We start from the raw sequence: 14,801 nt of genomic DNA, 5'->3' as shown, positions 1-14,801 counted from the left end.
TGCACTCGCTTTCGCTTGTTACGCGCTGATGGATTGGAAGCCGGCGCGCATAGCGGCATCGCCTCCGCTTGTCACGTGCTTTCAGCGCGACGGCGCCCGCGGCAGCAGGCGGGGCAGCCAGCGCTCCACGGCCCACGCGAGCACCACGAGCAGCACCGCCGCCAGCGCGAAGCCCCCTGCCCCCTTAGCGCGCTGCCAATCCACTAGCAGCGGCATGTGCAGGACATAGAGACCATAAGAGATGCTCGCGACCCCGGACCAGAGCGCCGGCGACCACGCACTGGCGCGCGCCATCAGCCGGCCGACCGGACCGAACATCACCGCGACCACGATGGCGGCTACGGCGAAATGCCGCAGCGGTAAGATCGGATAGAGGCCGATCCCATAACGTGGCTGCACGAGTGCCACCACCAGCGCGACGCCGCACAGCGCAACCAGCCATGCGAGCGGCACCGCGATCGCCCGGACGGTCCGCGCCCCGTCGAGATAGGCCTGCGCCGCCATCGCGCCCGCCCACCACAAGGGATAATAAGCGATCACCAACGCCAGGTGGTTCGGCACTATCGCGAACAGCGCATAAGCGCCGCAGCCAATCGCGCCCACCGCATGCGTCGTCAGCGCCGGCCGCTTGGTCCACAAGGCCAGCGTCGGGGGAAAAAAGATGTAGAAGGCGATCTCATACGACAGCGACCACAGCGGATCGTTGCCCAGATACGGATCGGCCCACACCCCGGGTTTGAGCATCGACACGTCCTGCACCGCCAGCAAGGTGCCCACCAGCCGCCCCGCGTCGAAATGCCGCTCAAGCGTGCCATTGTCCCAATAGACGAGCGTCGAGACGATCATCGCCACGATCAGCGGTGGATAGATGCGCCGCACCCGTCGCCACGCATAGCCCCGCGGCGACAGAGCCCGGACACGTTCATTCGCGAAGATCACGAAACCGCTCAGCAGGAAAAAGACGATCACCGCTTCCTGCCCGAAGCGCAGCAGCTGCCCGGTCAGTCCGGGGAATCCGTAGCCTTTGGCGACATGGTGCGCGACGACGTACAGCGCAGCGCACGCGCGTGCGGCATCGAGCAGCGCGCGGACGCGGGGGCTCAGCGCGGGGGGCTGCGGCTTGGCGGTCATCAAGGCCGGTCACGCAAACGTCGTGCAGGGATCATGCGACTAGGTGGCACAGATCGCAGCCCTTTGCCCATAGTATCGAGCGCGCCGTCCCCACACGCTGAGTATAGGACGGTCGGTACCCCTTAGCGCACGCCAGTTATCCTAGCGACGGCATGGGTCCAGGCTGAAAAGCTCGACAACCCGTGAGGCCGCGCTGACGGCCACCGAGTGCTGTCTCTGTGGGAATGACCGCTGCAGTTAGCTACGCTAGGCCGCCTACGTGCGAGGACACGATGCCATGGCCTATTGGCAGTCGAGCGCAAAAAAGGGTGGCGATCCGCGCCGCGCAGCCCACCCCAAACACACAAAAAAAGGGGCCGGCAAACCGACCCCTTCTTCCTGTCCATCGAAACGCGAGGGGCTTAGCCCTGCACTTCGACCATATGCTGGACCTTGCGGATCATGCCGCGCACTTCGGGGCTGTCTTCCAGCTCCGAGACCTTGTGCATCTTGTTGAGGCCAAGGCCGATCAGCGTCGCGCGCTGATCCTTCGTGCGGCGGATCGGCGAACCGGTCTGCTTGATCTTGATCGTCGCCATGTCGCGTTACTCCGTGACGGCCGCTGCGTCCGCCTCGGCGGTCTGCGAACCACCGCGGCCGAGCAGGTCGGCGATCTTCTTGCCACGACGCTGCGCGACCGACTTCGGCGAAGTCTGCTCACCCAGCGCTTCGAACGTGGCGCGGATCATGTTGTAGGGGTTCGACGTGCCGACCGACTTGGTCACGACGTCAGCGACGCCGAGCGATTCGAAGATCGCGCGCATCGGACCGCCGGCGATGATGCCGGTGCCCTGCGGCGCCGAGCGCAGCGTCACGCGACCGGCACCGAAGTGGCCGTTGCCGTCATGATGCAGCGTGCGGCCGTCCTTCAGCGGAACGCGAACCATCGCCTTCTTCGCCGACGCGGTCGCCTTCGAAATGGCTTCCGGCACTTCGCGTGCCTTGCCATGACCGAAGCCGACGCGGCCCTTGCCGTCGCCCACGACGACCAGCGCTGCGAAGCCGAAGCGCTTACCGCCCTTCACCGTCTTCGAGACGCGGTTGATGTGAACCAGCTTCTCGATCAGCTCTTCGCCGCCATCGTCCTGGCCACCACGACGGTCGTCGCGACGACCGCCACGGCCGCCGTCACGGCCACCGCGATTGCCGCCCGGACCACCGGGACCGCGACCGCCGCCACGGCCGCCACGCGGACCGCGACCACCGCCCGGACCGCCGAAGCCGCCCTGGCCCTGCTGCGCGTCCTGGGGCGCGCCTTCAGCCGCTGCGGGCTGCACGTTGTTTTCGTCAGCCATCGTCAGAACTCCAATCCGGCTTCACGCGCGGCTTCCGCCAGCGCCTTGACACGGCCGTGGAACAGGAAGCCGCCGCGATCGAACACGACCTGCGTCACGCCCGCTGCCTTCGCCGCTTCCGCCACGCGGGTGCCGACTGCGGTCGCTGCCGCAATGTTGGCGCCCGAGGTGCCACGCACGTCCTTTTCCAGCGTCGAGGCCGACGCGACGGTCTTGCCGGCGACGTCGTCGATGACCTGGGCATAGATGTGCTTGCCCGAGCGATGGACCGACAGCCGCGGACGGGTGCCGGCACGCGCCTTCAGCGCGGTACGATTGCGCCGACGGCGCTTCGCGAACAGAGAAAGACCCTTGGTCATTACTTCTTCTTCCCTTCCTTGCGGAAGATGAACTCGCCGTCGTACTTGATGCCCTTGCCCTTGTACGGCTCCGGCTTGCGCCAGCGGCGGATCTCGGCGGCCAGCTGGCCGACCTTCTGCTTGTCCGCACCGCTGATCTCGACGGTGGTGGCGTCCGGCGTCTTCACCTCGATGCCTTCCGGCACGTCGATGTTGACGTCGTGGCTGTAGCCGAGCTGCAGCTTCAGGGTACGACCCTGGGCCGCGGCGCGATAGCCGACGCCGGTGATGAGCAGCTTCTTGGTGAAACCGTCGGTGACGCCCGTCACCAGGTTCTGCACCATCGTGCGCTGCATGCCCCAGAAGGCACGGGCGCGCTTGGTGTCATTGGCCGGCTGCACCGAAATGCCGCCGTCCTGAAGCGTGTAGCTGATCTCGTCGCGCAGCGGCATGGTGAGGGTGCCCTTGGGGCCCTTCACGCTGATGATGCCGTTGTCGATCGTCGGGGTTACGCCGGCCGGTACGGTGACCGGCTTCTTACCGATGCGGCTCATCAGAACACCTCCGCGAGCACTTCGCCACCGACGTTCTGCTCACGCGCTTCCGCGTCCGAGAGAACGCCACGCGGCGTCGAGACGATGGTGATGCCGAGGCCGTTGCGGACGCGCGGAAGTTCCTGCGAGCCGGAATAGACGCGGCGGCCGGGCTTCGAAACGCGCGCGACGTGCTTGATCGCCGGCTGGCCTTCGAAATACTTCAGCTCGATGCGGACGCCGGCGGCCGGGCCCATCTGTTCGTCGCTGTAGCCACGGATATAGCCCTCGCGCTGCAGCACGTCGAGGACGCGCAGACGCAGCTTCGACGCAGGCGAAAGGACGCTGTCCTTCTTCGCGCGCTGGCCGTTGCGGATGCGGGTGAGCAAATCACCCAGGGGATCGGTCACTGCCATGATAAATCCTTACCAGCTCGACTTGGTCAGGCCGGGGATCATGCCCTTGTTGGCCAGATCACGCAGCATCACGCGAGCAAGACGGAACTTGCGATAATACGCACGCGGACGGCCGGTGATCTCGCAGCGGTTGCGGATACGGGTCGGGTTCGCGTTGCGCGGCAGTTCCGCCATCTTGAGGCGAGCGATCAGACGCTCGTTCTCGTCCAGGCTCTTGTCGTTTGCCTGGGCCTTCAGCTTCGCAAGCTTGGGAGCATATTGCTTTACCAGCTTCTTGCGACGCTCGTTCTTGTTGATCGAACTCAGTTTCGCCATGGACTTAAGCTCTCTTCCTTACTTCAGGGAAGCCAGACCGCTCACGCGGCCTGCTTCTGCTGCTCAGCCTCGGGCTGAGGGAACGGGAAGCCGAACAGGCGGAGCAGCTCGCGCGCCTCGTCGTCCGTCTTCGCGGTGGTGGTGACGATCACGTCCATGCCGCGCACCTTGTCGATGCGGTCATAGTTGATCTCGGGGAAAATGATCTGTTCCTTGATGCCGCAGGCATAGTTGCCGCGACCGTCGAAGGACTTGGGGTTCAGACCACGGAAGTCGCGCACGCGGGGCAACGCGATCGTGATGAAACGGTCCAGGAATTCGTACATGCGCTCGCGACGCAGCGTCACCTTGACGCCGATCGGCATGCCTTCACGCAGCTTGAACTGCGCGATCGACTTCTTGGCCTTGGTGATCACCGGCTTCTGGCCTGCGATCAGTTCCATTTCCGACGCGGCCTGATCGACGCGCTTCTTGTCCTGGGTCGCTTCGCCAACGCCCATGTTCAGCACGATCTTCTCGATCCGGGGGATCTCGTTGACGTTCTTGTAGCCGAACTTCTCGACCATCGCCTTGATGATCGTGTCTTCGTAAATGCCCTTCATCCGGGGCTTGTAGGCATCAGCCATCGATCTTCTCCCCGGACTTCACGGCCACGCGGACCTTCTTGCCGTCCTGCGTCTCGAAACGGACGCGGGTGGGCTTGCCGTCGGCGGTCACGTGCGCGACCTTCGAGATGTGCATCGGCGCTTCGGTGCGCTCCAGGCCGCCCTGCGGGTTCGCCTGGGTCGGCTTGCGGTGACGGGTCGCGACGTTGACGCCTTCGACCACGACCTTGCCGTCCTTCGGCATGGCGACGGTCACGGTGCCGGTCTTGCCCTTGTCCTTACCGGACAGGACGATGACGCGATCGCCCTTCTTGATCTTCGCGGCGGCCATTACAGCACCTCCGGCGCCAGAGAGATGATCTTCATGTGCTTCTTGCCGCGCAGCTCGCGCACGACCGGGCCGAAGATACGGGTGCCGATCGGCTCCTCGTTCTTGTTGACCAGGACGGCAGCGTTGCCGTCGAAGCGGATGGTCGAGCCATCAGCACGATGAATGTCCTTGGCAGTGCGAACGATGACCGCGCGATGCACGTCACCCTTCTTCACCTTGCCGCGGGGCTGCGCTTCCTTGATCGACACGACGATGATGTCGCCGACCGATGCCGTGCGGCGCTTCGAGCCACCCAGCACCTTGATGCACTGCACCCGCTTCGCGCCGCTGTTGTCAGCGACGTCGAGATTGGATTGCATCTGGATCATTGATCCATTTCCTTCTCGTCAATGGGGTGGATACCGACCCAACCCCGCCTAAAACAATGACCCCGGCGCAGCGGACTGCACCGGGGGAGCGGCCCTGTAACCGCTCCGCTGGCAGGACGCAAGCCCTGCCCTTGCCATCCGCCGGCACGATGGCCGGCGGCGTGACTTATGCGTCGACGTCGACCCGTTCCGGCGTCGCGTGGGTGTTCACCCGATCGATCACCTTCCAGGTCTTCAGCTTGGAGATCGGCGCAGTCTCTTCGATGCGCACGGTCTCGCCCTGCTTGTACTCATTCGCCTCGTCATGGGCGTGGTACTTCTTCGAACGGCGGATGATCTTGCCGTAGAGCGGGTGCTTCACCTTACGCTCGACGTTCACAACCACCGTCTTGTCGCCCTTGTCGGAGACGATCAGTCCGGTCAGCACGCGCTTCGGCATGTGCTAATTCCTTACTTGGCGGCCGCGGCGCGGGTGCGCTGCGACTGCAGGGTCTTGATCCGCGCGATGTCGCGACGGACTTCACGCACGCGGCTCGACTTTTCGAGCTGGTTCGTCGCCGCCTGGAAGCGGAGGTTGAACTGCTCGCGCTTCAGCTGGCCGAGGTTCTCGGCGAGCTGATCGTCGCTCTGGCTGACGAAATCGGTCTTGGCCATCTTACTCGCCTCCGAGGTGCGAGGTGTCGCCCAGGCGGGCAACGACCTTGGTCTTGATCGGGAGCTTCATCGCGGCGCGCTCGAACGCCTCCGCGGCGATCTTGCCCTCGACGCCGTCCAGCTCGAACAGGATCCGGCCCGGCTTGACGCGGGCGGCCCAGAACTCCGGCGAACCCTTACCCGAGCCCATGCGGACTTCGGCAGGCTTCGACGAGACCGGCACGTCCGGGAACACGCGGATCCACAACCGGCCCTGACGGCGGATGTGACGCGTGATCGCGCGGCGGGCCGCTTCGATCTGGCGGGCGGTGATCCGGTCCGGCTCCATCGCCTTCAGGCCGTACGACCCGAAGTTCAGGCTGGTGCCGCCCTTTGCATCGCCATGGATGCGGCCCTTGAAGGCCTTGCGGAATTTGGTGCGCTTTGGCTGCAACATGGTGTGTCAGTCCTTAACGACGGTCGTCACGAGCCGGACGGACGCCGGAGGTCTGAGCCTCCATCATCAGCCGGTCGGTCGCCATCGGGTCATGGCCGAGGATCTCGCCCTTGAAGACCCAGACCTTCACGCCGCACACGCCATAGGACGTGTGGGCTTCGGCCTCGGCATAGTCGATGTTCGCGCGCAGCGTGTGCAGCGGAACGCGACCTTCGCGATAGCTCTCGGTACGGGCGATCTCGGCGCCGCCAAGACGGCCGCCGCACATCACCTTGATGCCGTCGGCACCCAGGCGCATCGCCGACTGCACCGCGCGCTTCATGGCGCGGCGGAAGGCGATACGACGCTCGAGCTGGTCGGCGATGCCCTGCGCGACGAGGCGCGCGTCGATTTCCGGCTTGCGGATTTCGACGATGTTCAGGGACACGTCCGACTTGGTCATCGCGCCCAGCGTCTTGCGCAGCTTTTCGATGTCCGAGCCCTTCTTGCCGATGATCACACCGGGACGGGCAGCGAAGATCGAGATGCGGCACAGCTTGGCCGGACGCTCGATCACCACCTTCGAGATCGCCGCCTGCGGCAGCGTCTTCACGATGTACTGGCGGATCTTCAGATCCTCCAGCAGCAGCTGGCCATAGTCATGGCCCTCGGCGAACCAGCGGCTGTCCCAGGTCCGGTTGATCTGGAGCCGCATGCCGATCGGGTTGCTCTTGTGACCCATTATGCTTCTTCCTGCTCGCGCACGACGATGCGCAGACGGCTGAACGGCTTCAGGATGCGGGTGGACTTGCCACGGCCGCGGGTCGCGAAGCGCTTCATGGTGATCGACTTGCCGACCGACGCCTCGGCGACGACGAGTGCGTCGACGTCGAGGTTGTGGTTGTTTTCGGCATTGGCGATGGCCGAAGCCAGGACCTTGCGCGCGTCGACCGCCATCGCCTTCGTCGAGAAGGAGAGGATGTTCATCGCATCGCCGGCCTTCTTGCCGCGGATGAGGCCAGCGACCAGGTTCAGCTTCTGCGCCGAACCACGGATCTGGGTGCCGACCGACAAGGCTTCCTTGTCGCCGACCTTACGGGGGGATGCAGGCTTGCTCATCAGCGCTTGCCCTTCTTGTCAGCGGCGTGACCCGGGAAGTAGCGCGTTGGCGCGAACTCACCCAGCTTCATGCCGACCATGTCTTCATTGACCGACACCGGCACGAACTTGCGGCCGTTGTAGACGTTGAACGTGAGGCCGACGAACGACGGCAGGATGGTGGAACGACGCGACCAGGTCTTGATCGGCGCGCGGCCACCGGCATCCTGCGCGGTTTCCGCCTTCTTCAGAAGGCTCAGTTCGACGAACGGGCCCTTCCAGACTGAACGAGCCATGGTTTAGCCCTTCCTCTTGGTCGAATGACGCGACCGGATGATCATCTTGTCGGTCGACTTGTTGTGACGGGTGCGCGCACCCTTCGTCGGCTTGCCCCAAGGCGTGACCGGATGACGGCCGCCCGAGGTCCGGCCTTCACCACCGCCGTGCGGGTGGTCGACCGGGTTCTTCGCGACACCGCGGGTCAGCGGACGCTTGCCCATCCAGCGCGAACGACCGGCCTTGCCCAGGTTCTGGTTCTGGTTGTCCGGGTTCGACACCGCACCGACCGTCGCCATGCACTCGCCACGGATGTAGCGCTGCTCGCCCGAGTTGAGACGCACGATGACCATGCCGCGGTCACGACCGACGACCTGCACGTACGTGCCGGCCGAACGGGCGATCTGACCGCCCTTGCCCGGCTTCATCTCCACGTTGTGGACGATGGTGCCGACGGGGACCTGACCGATCTCCATCGCGTTGCCCGGCTTGGTGTCCGTCTTCTTGGCGGCGATGATCTTGTCGCCCGGCGCCAGACGCTGCGGCGCGATGATGTAAGCCAGCTCTTCGTCGGCATACTTCACCAGCGCGATGAACGCGGTACGGTTCGGGTCATACTCGAGCCGCTCGACGGTGCCTTCGACGTCCCACTTGCGACGCTTGAAGTCGACATAGCGGTACTTCTGCTTGTGACCGCCGGCGATGCCGCGCGAGGTCACATGGCCCTTGTTGTTGCGACCGCCGCTCTTGCGCTTGCCTTCGGTAAGCGCCTTGACCGGCTTGCCCTTCCACAGGGAGGACTTGTCGACGAGGACGAGGCCGCGCTGCGCGGGCGTCGTCGGGTTGTAATGCTTGAGTGCCATGACCCTTAGATCCCCGTCGTCACGTCGATGGACTGACCATCCTTCAGGGTGACAATGGCCTTCTTCATGTCGGAGCGCTGGTACGGAGCGCCCTTCCACTTCTTGGTCTTGCCCTTCTGGATGATCGTGTTCACGCCGGTCACGGTGACGTCGAAGAGCGCTTCGACGGCAGCCTTGATCTGCGGCTTGGTCGCATCGCCTGCGACCTTGAAGACGACTGCGTTATGCTCGGAGAGCAACGTCGCCTTTTCGGTGATGTGCGGCGCGACGATCACGTCATAATGACGGTTGTCGACGGCCTTCTGCTGCTTAGCCATTGAAGCGAGCCTCCAGCTTTTCGACCGCCGCGCGGGTCAGCACCAGCGTGTCAGCCTTCAGGATGTCATAGACGTTGGCACCAGCCGACGGCAGAACGTTGATGCCGTGCAGGTTGCCGGCGGCCAGCGCGAAGCTCGTTTCGACGGCGTCGCCGTCGATTACCAGCGCGGTCTTGCCGAAGCCGACCTTGGCGAGATCGCCGACCAGCGTCTTCGTCTTGCCATTCTCCACCGCCAGGCTGTCCATGACGATCAGCGAGCCGGCCTTCGCATGGCTCGACAGAGCCATCTTGAGACCGAGCGCACGAATCTTCTTGTTCAGCGACGGATTGAAGTCGCGGACGCGGGCGCCGTGCGCCTTACCACCGCCGACGAACACCGGAGCGCGGCGATCGCCGTGACGCGCCACACCGCCGCCCTTCTGGCGACCGAGCTTCTTGCCCGAACGGGCGACATCGGCGCGCTCACGCGTGCCACGTGCCGTCTCGCGACGCTTTTCCAGCTGCCAGGTCACGACGCGGTGCAGGATGTCGGCGCGCGGATCGAGGCCGAAGACCTCGTCGTTGAGCTCGACGTCCGCCGCAGCGGTGCCGGCGAAGGATTGAACCTTGACCTTCACGTTCAGCCCTCCTGGCCGTCGGTCGCTTCCGGCGCGCTCGTCTCAGCGGGCGTGTCGGCGGCGGTGTTGCTGTTGGCAGCCTGCTTCAGGCTGGCGGGATACGGGGTGTCGGCATGCGCCTTCACCTTGACGGCGTCCTTGACGAACAGCCAGCCACCCTTCGAACCGGGCACCGAGCCCTTCACGAAGATCAGGCCGCGCTCGACGTCGGTGCCGACGACTTCCAGGTTCTGCTGGGTGCGGTTCTTGTCGCCCATGTGACCGGCCATCTTCTTGTTCTTGAAGACGCGGCCCGGATCCTGACGGTTACCCGTCGAACCGTGCGAGCGGTGGCTGACCGAGACGCCGTGCGTCGCGCGCAGACCGCCGAAGTTCCAGCGCTTCATGGCGCCGGCGAAGCCCTTACCCTGGGTACGACCCTGGATGTCGACCAGCTGGCCGGCAACGAAGTGGTCGGCCGACAGTTCGGCGCCGACGTCGAGGAGGTTGTCCTCGGTCACGCGGAACTCGCAGACGACCGCCTTGGGCTCGACTTCGGCCTTGCCGAAGTGGCCGCGCTGCGGCTTGGCGACATTCTTGGCCTTGGCGACGCCAGCACCGAGCTGGACGGCGGTGTAGCCATCACGATCCATTTCGCGACGGGCGACGACCTGAACGCCTTCGAGCTGCAGGACGGTGACGGGCACGTGGCGGCCGTCGTCCTGAAACAGGCGGGTCATCCCCATTTTCTTCGCGATCACGCCGGTACGCATGATCCTGCACTCCTTTTACAGAGGCACGCCGGGACCATTCCCGAACGTGCGTGCGACCCTTCTTGCGAAGGATCATCCAACCCGTGTGTAACTACGTCGGCCCCGTCCCGGGCTGGATGCCCCCGTTACCGGGGACGTGACGGGAGACGCTGGCCCGGCTCCGTAGAGCCGGCGGTATCTCGTGTCTGTCAGGGGCCCGCCAGGCGGGTTCCCAACCGGCCGTCATCCGCGAAGCGCGGAAAACAGCAAACCCGCGGGACTCACGTCGACCGCGGGGATGCGCGCCATTACGCCAGCTTGATCTCGACGTCAACGCCAGCCGCGAGGTCGAGCTTCATCAGCGCATCGACCGTCTGCGGGGTCGGCTGCACGATGTCGAGCATGCGCTTGTAGGTGCGCACTTCGAACTGCTCGCGCGACTTCTTGTCGATGTGCGGGCCGCGGTTGACGGTGAACTTCTCGATGCGGGTCGGCAGCGGAATCGGGCCGCGGATGAGCGCGCCGGTGCGACGCGCGGTGTCGGCGATATCGCCGGTCGCCTGGTCGAGAACGCGATGGTCGAACGCCTTGAGGCGAATACGGATGTTGCTGTCCATGATCCCTACCGATGCGAGGAGCACGACCCCGGCCGTCTCCACCGCGGTGATGCGGAGGACTCGTGCCGCAGGTGCTGGACCGGCGGGATGAGATCCCACTGAAACAGCGGGACGACGAGAAAGAGCCGAAACTCAATAAAACTGAAGGGCGGCCCAATACGGCGGCCCTCATAAAAAGGCAACAGCCCGACTCTCCTTTTTTAGGAGAGCCGGGCTGCTGTTGTTCCGTTCGGCGCGCGGAAGCCCCCCGCCCCGTCTGGTTCTTACTTGTCGATCTGGCTCACGACGCCCGCGCCGACGGTACGACCGCCCTCACGGATGGTGAAGCGCTGACCGACGTCCATAGCGATCGGCGCGATCAGCTTGATGCCGAGGGCGATGTTGTCGCCAGGCATGACCATCTCGGTGCCCTCAGGCAGCTCGACGGTGCCGGTCACGTCCGTGGTACGGAAGTAGAACTGCGGACGATAGTTCGCGAAGAACGGGGTGTGACGGCCGCCTTCTTCCTTCGACAGCACGTACACTTCCGACTTGAAGTCGGTGTGCGGCTTGATCGAACCCGGCTTGCAGAGCACCTGGCCACGCTCGACTTCGTCACGAGCGACGCCACGGATCAGCGCGCCGACGTTGTCGCCCGCCTGGCCCTGGTCGAGCAGCTTGCGGAACATTTCGACGCCGGTGACGGTGGTCTTGCGGACTTCCGGGTGGATGCCGACGATCTCGACTTCTTCACCAACCTTGATGATGCCGGTTTCGACACGGCCGGTGACGACGGTGCCGCGACCCGAGATCGAGAACACGTCTTCGATCGGCATCATGAACGGCTTGTCGAGCGGACGCTCGGGCTGCGGGATGTAGTCGTCAACGGCCTGCATCAGCTCGAGGACGGCTTCCTTGCCGAACTTGTCGTTCGAACCCGACAGGGCGCAGGTCGCCGAACCCTTGATGACGGGGATGTCGTCGCCCGGGAATTCGTACGAGCTGAGCAGCTCGCGGATTTCCAACTCGACCAGCTCGAGGATTTCCTCGTCGTCGACCAGGTCGACCTTGTTCATGAACACGACCATCGCCGGCACGCCGACCTGACGGGCGAGCAGGATGTGCTCGCGGGTCTGCGGCATCGGGCCGTCGGTCGAGGACACGACCAGGATCGCGCCGTCCATCTGGGCGGCACCGGTGATCATGTTCTTCACGTAGTCGGCGTGACCCGGGCAGTCGACGTGCGCGTAGTGACGGTTGGCCGTCTCATACTCGACGTGCGCGGTCGAGATGGTAATGCCGCGAGCGCGCTCTTCCGGAGCCTTGTCGATGTTTTCGAAATCGACCTTTTCCGACAGACCCTGGTCGGCCAGCACCTTCGTGATCGCTGCGGTCAGCGAGGTCTTGCCATGGTCGACGTGACCGATGGTGCCGATGTTGAGGTGCGGCTTGGTCCGCTCGAATTTTGCCTTAGCCATTTTCCTACCTTCTGATTCGAATTCGGTGCCGCCGGGGGGTCACGCGAACGCGGCCCTGTAGCGGGAGTTTGTCGGTAATGCCAGCCCCTCGTGGGAAGGGCCGACACGGGAGTAAATCCCGTGTCGTCGGACGGGTTCGGCTGAGCGCCGACCCGCCGGCCGGCCTTCGGCAGCTCGGGGCCAAGTTACCTTTAGCCCCGTGTGCCTCAGGCCATCTTCGCCTTCACTTCGTCCGCGACGTTCTGCGGCACTTCGTCATAGTGCGAGAACTGCATCGAGTAGCTCGCGCGGCCCTGCGTGAACGAACGCAGCGAGTTCACATAGCCGAACATGTTCGCCAGCGGGACCATCGCGGTCACCGCCTGCGCGTTGCCGCGGGTGTCGGTGCCCTGAATCTGGCCACGACGCGAGTTCATGTCGCCGATGACGTCGCCCAGATAGTCTTCCGGGGTAACGACCTCGACCTTCATGACCGGCTCGAGCAGCGTGATGCCAGCCTTCTGGGCCGCTTCACGCATCGCACCGCGCGCGGTGATTTCGAACGCCAGCGCCGACGAGTCGACGTCGTGGTACGCGCCGTCGTACAGGACGATGTCGAAGTCGATGATCGGGAAGCCGACCAGCGAACCCGTGGCCGCCGTCTCGCGGAAGCCCTTTTCGATCGCGGGGATATATTCCTTGGGAATATTGCCGCCCTTGACCTCGTCCTTGAACACGATGCCCGCACCGCGCTCGCCCGGCGTCAGCTTCACCTTGACGCGGCCGAACTGGCCGGTGCCGCCCGACTGCTTCTTGTGGGTGTAGTCGACGTCGACGGCCTTCTTGAGGTACTCACGATACGCCACCTGCGGCGCACCGACGTTCGCCTCGACCTTGAACTCGCGCTTCATGCGGTCGACGAGAATCTCGAGGTGGAGTTCGCCCATCCCCTTGATGATCGTCTGGCCCGATTCGTGATCGGTCGACACGCGGAACGAGGGATCCTCGGCAGCCAGGCGGTTGAGCGCGATGCCCATCTTTTCCTGGTCGGCCTTGGTCTTCGGTTCCACCGACAGCTCGATGACCGGCTCGGGGAATTCCATGCGCTCCAGGATGATCGGGTGCGCCGGATCGCAGAGCGTGTCGCCCGTCGTCGTTTCCTTGAGACCCGCCAGCGCGACGATGTCGCCCGCACGCGCCTCTTCGATGTCCTCACGCGAGTTCGCGTGCATGAGGAGCATACGACCGATCTTTTCCTTCTTGTCCTTCACCGAGTTCAAATAGCCGCCCTTGGTCAGGACGCCCGAATAGATGCGCGCGAAGGTGAGCGAGCCGACGAACGGATCGTTCATGATCTTGAACGCCAGCGCCGAGAACGGCGCGTCGTCCGACGACGGGCGCTCGTCCGGGGTTTCGCCGTCGAGCTTCACGCCGTTGATCGCCGGCACGTCGAGCGGGCTCGGCAGATAGTCGACGACCGCGTCGAGCAGGGGCTGCACGCCCTTGTTCTTGAACGCCGAGCCGCAGACGACCGGCACGAACGCCATCGACAGCGTGCCCTTGCGGATCAGCGCCTTGAGCGTCTTCGTGTCGGGCTCGTTGCCCTCGAGATAGGCTTCCATCGCCTCGTCGTCCTGCTCGACGGCGAGCTCGATCAGGTCGCTGCGATACTTCGCCGCCTTCTCGGCCATGTCGGCCGGGATGTCCTGATATTCGAACTTCGCGCCCAGCGACTCTTCGAGCCAGATGATCGCACGGTTCTCGACCAGGTCGACGAGGCCCTTGAAGCCACCCTCGACGCCGATCGGCAGATACAGGACGGCCGGACGCGCGCCCAGGCGATCGATGATCGACTGCACGCAGAAATAGAAGTCGGCGCCGGTGCGGTCGAGCTTGTTGACGAAGCACATGCGCGGCACGCCGTACTTGTCGGCCTGACGCCACACGGTTTCCGACTGCGGCTCGACGCCGGCAACGCCGTCGAAGCAGGCGACCGCACCGTCGAGGACGCGCAGCGAACGCTCGACTTCGATCGTGAAGTCGACGTGGCCCGGCGTGTCGATGATGTTGATCAGATGCTCGGGGCCATTGCCCTCTTCGGCCTTCCACTTGCAGGTGGTGGCGGCCGACGTGATCGTGATCCCGCGCTCCTGCTCCTGCTCCATCCAGTCCATCGTCGCGGTGCCTTCGTGCACTTCGCCGATCTTGTAGGACTTGCCGGTGTAATAGAGGATGCGCTCGGTCGTGGTCGTCTTGCCGGCGTCGATGTGCGCCATGATGCCGATATTGCGATAGCGCTCGAGCGGATGGCTGCGGGCCATGATCGTGGTTTCCTTAGAGATATGGGGAGCGCAGCTTTCGCCGGCTCCCCATGATATAGTTCAAAAGCGGAACGCTTCCAAGC

The 14,801-nt window shown here is 64.5% G+C and carries 23 protein-coding genes; all 23 read right to left on the bottom strand.

Translation table 11 applies throughout. The features are described 5' to 3' along the window. Positions 1-81: 81 nt before the first annotated feature. Positions 82-1,131 (bottom strand): acyltransferase, encoded by a 1,050-nt coding sequence (locus ACGVWT_RS05385; RefSeq protein WP_315461416.1) that lies wholly within the window; start codon positions 1,129-1,131, stop codon positions 82-84. Between the two features lie 401 nt (positions 1,132-1,532). Beyond that, positions 1,533-1,709, bottom strand: coding sequence for a 50S ribosomal protein L30 (gene rpmD / locus ACGVWT_RS05380; protein ID WP_017979476.1), 177 nt, complete (start codon positions 1,707-1,709; stop codon positions 1,533-1,535). Positions 1,710-1,715: 6 nt separating this feature from the next. After that, on the bottom strand, positions 1,716-2,465 hold the full coding sequence (gene rpsE, locus ACGVWT_RS05375; RefSeq protein ID WP_017979477.1) for a 30S ribosomal protein S5: 750 nt from the start codon (positions 2,463-2,465) through the stop codon (positions 1,716-1,718). Positions 2,466-2,467: 2 nt separating this feature from the next. Further along, positions 2,468-2,824, bottom strand: a complete 357-nt coding sequence (gene rplR / locus ACGVWT_RS05370; RefSeq protein WP_017979478.1) for a 50S ribosomal protein L18 — start codon at positions 2,822-2,824, stop codon at positions 2,468-2,470. After that, on the bottom strand, positions 2,824-3,357 hold the full coding sequence (rplF, locus tag ACGVWT_RS05365; RefSeq protein ID WP_116461829.1) for a 50S ribosomal protein L6: 534 nt from the start codon (positions 3,355-3,357) through the stop codon (positions 2,824-2,826). Before rplF ends, rplR begins: the two co-directional genes overlap by 1 nt. After that, entirely contained in the window at positions 3,357-3,752 is a 396-nt protein-coding gene (gene rpsH, locus ACGVWT_RS05360) for a 30S ribosomal protein S8 (protein WP_017979480.1), read from the bottom strand. The genes rplF and rpsH overlap by 1 nt, the downstream gene beginning before the upstream one ends. Positions 3,753-3,761: 9 nt before the next feature. Continuing rightward, positions 3,762-4,067, bottom strand: a complete 306-nt coding sequence (gene rpsN / locus ACGVWT_RS05355; RefSeq protein WP_017979481.1) for a 30S ribosomal protein S14 — start codon at positions 4,065-4,067, stop codon at positions 3,762-3,764. Positions 4,068-4,108: 41 nt separating this feature from the next. Next, positions 4,109-4,693, bottom strand: a complete 585-nt coding sequence (gene rplE / locus ACGVWT_RS05350) for a 50S ribosomal protein L5 (RefSeq protein WP_017979482.1) — start codon at positions 4,691-4,693, stop codon at positions 4,109-4,111. Next, positions 4,686-5,003 carry a 50S ribosomal protein L24 gene (gene rplX / locus ACGVWT_RS05345; RefSeq protein ID WP_017979483.1) on the bottom strand — a complete coding sequence of 106 codons (318 nt, stop codon included), beginning with the start codon at positions 5,001-5,003 and terminating at the stop codon, positions 4,686-4,688. The genes rplE and rplX overlap by 8 nt, the downstream gene beginning before the upstream one ends. Continuing rightward, entirely contained in the window at positions 5,003-5,371 is a 369-nt protein-coding gene (gene rplN / locus ACGVWT_RS05340) for a 50S ribosomal protein L14 (RefSeq protein ID WP_017979484.1), read from the bottom strand. The genes rplX and rplN overlap by 1 nt, the downstream gene beginning before the upstream one ends. Positions 5,372-5,537: 166 nt before the next feature. Further along, positions 5,538-5,810, bottom strand: coding sequence for a 30S ribosomal protein S17 (gene rpsQ, locus ACGVWT_RS05335; protein ID WP_017979485.1), 273 nt, complete (start codon positions 5,808-5,810; stop codon positions 5,538-5,540). Positions 5,811-5,821: 11 nt separating this feature from the next. Next, a complete protein-coding gene (rpmC, locus tag ACGVWT_RS05330) occupies positions 5,822-6,025 on the bottom strand; it encodes a 50S ribosomal protein L29 (RefSeq protein WP_017979486.1) in 204 nt (67 codons plus the stop codon). 1 nt (position 6,026) lies between these two features. Next, the gene (gene rplP / locus ACGVWT_RS05325; RefSeq protein WP_017979487.1) at positions 6,027-6,461 is read right to left on the bottom strand and encodes a 50S ribosomal protein L16; all 435 of its coding nucleotides are present in this window, start codon (positions 6,459-6,461) and stop codon (positions 6,027-6,029) included. A gap of 13 nt (positions 6,462-6,474) precedes the next feature. Next, positions 6,475-7,182 (bottom strand): 30S ribosomal protein S3, encoded by a 708-nt coding sequence (gene rpsC, locus ACGVWT_RS05320; RefSeq protein WP_017979488.1) that lies wholly within the window; start codon positions 7,180-7,182, stop codon positions 6,475-6,477. Beyond that, the gene (gene rplV / locus ACGVWT_RS05315) at positions 7,182-7,559 is read right to left on the bottom strand and encodes a 50S ribosomal protein L22 (RefSeq protein WP_017979489.1); all 378 of its coding nucleotides are present in this window, start codon (positions 7,557-7,559) and stop codon (positions 7,182-7,184) included. Before rplV ends, rpsC begins: the two co-directional genes overlap by 1 nt. Beyond that, positions 7,559-7,834: a 30S ribosomal protein S19 gene (rpsS, locus tag ACGVWT_RS05310; protein ID WP_017979490.1), complete on the bottom strand. Its 276-nt coding sequence runs from the start codon at positions 7,832-7,834 to the stop codon at positions 7,559-7,561. Before rpsS ends, rplV begins: the two co-directional genes overlap by 1 nt. A gap of 3 nt (positions 7,835-7,837) precedes the next feature. Next, positions 7,838-8,677 carry a 50S ribosomal protein L2 gene (gene rplB, locus ACGVWT_RS05305; RefSeq protein WP_017979491.1) on the bottom strand — a complete coding sequence of 280 codons (840 nt, stop codon included), beginning with the start codon at positions 8,675-8,677 and terminating at the stop codon, positions 7,838-7,840. Between the two features lie 5 nt (positions 8,678-8,682). Then, positions 8,683-8,994: a 50S ribosomal protein L23 gene (locus ACGVWT_RS05300; RefSeq protein WP_315461417.1), complete on the bottom strand. Its 312-nt coding sequence runs from the start codon at positions 8,992-8,994 to the stop codon at positions 8,683-8,685. Next, a complete protein-coding gene (gene rplD / locus ACGVWT_RS05295) occupies positions 8,987-9,613 on the bottom strand; it encodes a 50S ribosomal protein L4 (RefSeq protein ID WP_017979493.1) in 627 nt (208 codons plus the stop codon). The genes ACGVWT_RS05300 and rplD overlap by 8 nt, the downstream gene beginning before the upstream one ends. A 2-nt stretch (positions 9,614-9,615) precedes the next feature. Continuing rightward, positions 9,616-10,365, bottom strand: coding sequence for a 50S ribosomal protein L3 (gene rplC / locus ACGVWT_RS05290; RefSeq protein ID WP_018250686.1), 750 nt, complete (start codon positions 10,363-10,365; stop codon positions 9,616-9,618). 287 nt (positions 10,366-10,652) lie between these two features. After that, on the bottom strand, positions 10,653-10,961 hold the full coding sequence (rpsJ, locus tag ACGVWT_RS05285; RefSeq protein WP_007406109.1) for a 30S ribosomal protein S10: 309 nt from the start codon (positions 10,959-10,961) through the stop codon (positions 10,653-10,655). A gap of 263 nt (positions 10,962-11,224) precedes the next feature. Beyond that, positions 11,225-12,418 carry an elongation factor Tu gene (tuf, locus tag ACGVWT_RS05280; RefSeq protein ID WP_315461418.1) on the bottom strand — a complete coding sequence of 398 codons (1,194 nt, stop codon included), beginning with the start codon at positions 12,416-12,418 and terminating at the stop codon, positions 11,225-11,227. Between the two features lie 206 nt (positions 12,419-12,624). Further along, positions 12,625-14,718 (bottom strand): elongation factor G, encoded by a 2,094-nt coding sequence (fusA, locus tag ACGVWT_RS05275; protein ID WP_315461419.1) that lies wholly within the window; start codon positions 14,716-14,718, stop codon positions 12,625-12,627. Between the last annotated feature and the right edge of the window lie 83 nt (positions 14,719-14,801).

Origin of the sequence: Sphingomonas sp. S6, assembly GCF_043498045.1 — a bacterium.
GTDB lineage: Bacteria > Pseudomonadota > Alphaproteobacteria > Sphingomonadales > Sphingomonadaceae > Sphingomonas.
This window is presented reverse-complemented; position numbering and strand designations above follow the sequence as displayed.

What these genes read in the sequence shown, in the direction of transcription:
- rpsN (WP_017979481.1), bottom strand. Translation starts at nt 4,067, where the DNA reads ATGGCGAAACTGAGTTCGATCAACAAGAACGAGCGTCGCAAGAAGCTG.
- rpsJ (WP_007406109.1), bottom strand. Translation starts at nt 10,961, where the DNA reads ATGGACAGCAACATCCGTATTCGCCTCAAGGCGTTCGACCATCGCGTT.
- rpmC (WP_017979486.1), bottom strand. Translation starts at nt 6,025, where the DNA reads ATGGCCAAGACCGATTTCGTCAGCCAGAGCGACGATCAGCTCGCCGAG.
- rpsC (WP_017979488.1), bottom strand. Translation starts at nt 7,182, where the DNA reads ATGGGTCACAAGAGCAACCCGATCGGCATGCGGCTCCAGATCAACCGG.
- rplN (WP_017979484.1), bottom strand. Translation starts at nt 5,371, where the DNA reads ATGATCCAGATGCAATCCAATCTCGACGTCGCTGACAACAGCGGCGCG.
- rpsS (WP_017979490.1), bottom strand. Translation starts at nt 7,834, where the DNA reads ATGGCTCGTTCAGTCTGGAAGGGCCCGTTCGTCGAACTGAGCCTTCTG.
- fusA (WP_315461419.1), bottom strand. Translation starts at nt 14,718, where the DNA reads ATGGCCCGCAGCCATCCGCTCGAGCGCTATCGCAATATCGGCATCATG.
- rplC (WP_018250686.1), bottom strand. Translation starts at nt 10,365, where the DNA reads ATGCGTACCGGCGTGATCGCGAAGAAAATGGGGATGACCCGCCTGTTT.
- rpmD (WP_017979476.1), bottom strand. Translation starts at nt 1,709, where the DNA reads ATGGCGACGATCAAGATCAAGCAGACCGGTTCGCCGATCCGCCGCACG.
- ACGVWT_RS05385 (WP_315461416.1), bottom strand. Translation starts at nt 1,131, where the DNA reads ATGACCGCCAAGCCGCAGCCCCCCGCGCTGAGCCCCCGCGTCCGCGCG.
- ACGVWT_RS05300 (WP_315461417.1), bottom strand. Translation starts at nt 8,994, where the DNA reads ATGGCTAAGCAGCAGAAGGCCGTCGACAACCGTCATTATGACGTGATC.
- tuf (WP_315461418.1), bottom strand. Translation starts at nt 12,418, where the DNA reads ATGGCTAAGGCAAAATTCGAGCGGACCAAGCCGCACCTCAACATCGGC.
- rplX (WP_017979483.1), bottom strand. Translation starts at nt 5,003, where the DNA reads ATGGCCGCCGCGAAGATCAAGAAGGGCGATCGCGTCATCGTCCTGTCC.
- rplR (WP_017979478.1), bottom strand. Translation starts at nt 2,824, where the DNA reads ATGACCAAGGGTCTTTCTCTGTTCGCGAAGCGCCGTCGGCGCAATCGT.
- rplF (WP_116461829.1), bottom strand. Translation starts at nt 3,357, where the DNA reads ATGAGCCGCATCGGTAAGAAGCCGGTCACCGTACCGGCCGGCGTAACC.
- rplV (WP_017979489.1), bottom strand. Translation starts at nt 7,559, where the DNA reads ATGAGCAAGCCTGCATCCCCCCGTAAGGTCGGCGACAAGGAAGCCTTG.
- rplB (WP_017979491.1), bottom strand. Translation starts at nt 8,677, where the DNA reads ATGGCACTCAAGCATTACAACCCGACGACGCCCGCGCAGCGCGGCCTC.
- rpsH (WP_017979480.1), bottom strand. Translation starts at nt 3,752, where the DNA reads ATGGCAGTGACCGATCCCCTGGGTGATTTGCTCACCCGCATCCGCAAC.
- rplP (WP_017979487.1), bottom strand. Translation starts at nt 6,461, where the DNA reads ATGTTGCAGCCAAAGCGCACCAAATTCCGCAAGGCCTTCAAGGGCCGC.
- rpsE (WP_017979477.1), bottom strand. Translation starts at nt 2,465, where the DNA reads ATGGCTGACGAAAACAACGTGCAGCCCGCAGCGGCTGAAGGCGCGCCC.
- rplE (WP_017979482.1), bottom strand. Translation starts at nt 4,693, where the DNA reads ATGGCTGATGCCTACAAGCCCCGGATGAAGGGCATTTACGAAGACACG.
- rpsQ (WP_017979485.1), bottom strand. Translation starts at nt 5,810, where the DNA reads ATGCCGAAGCGCGTGCTGACCGGACTGATCGTCTCCGACAAGGGCGAC.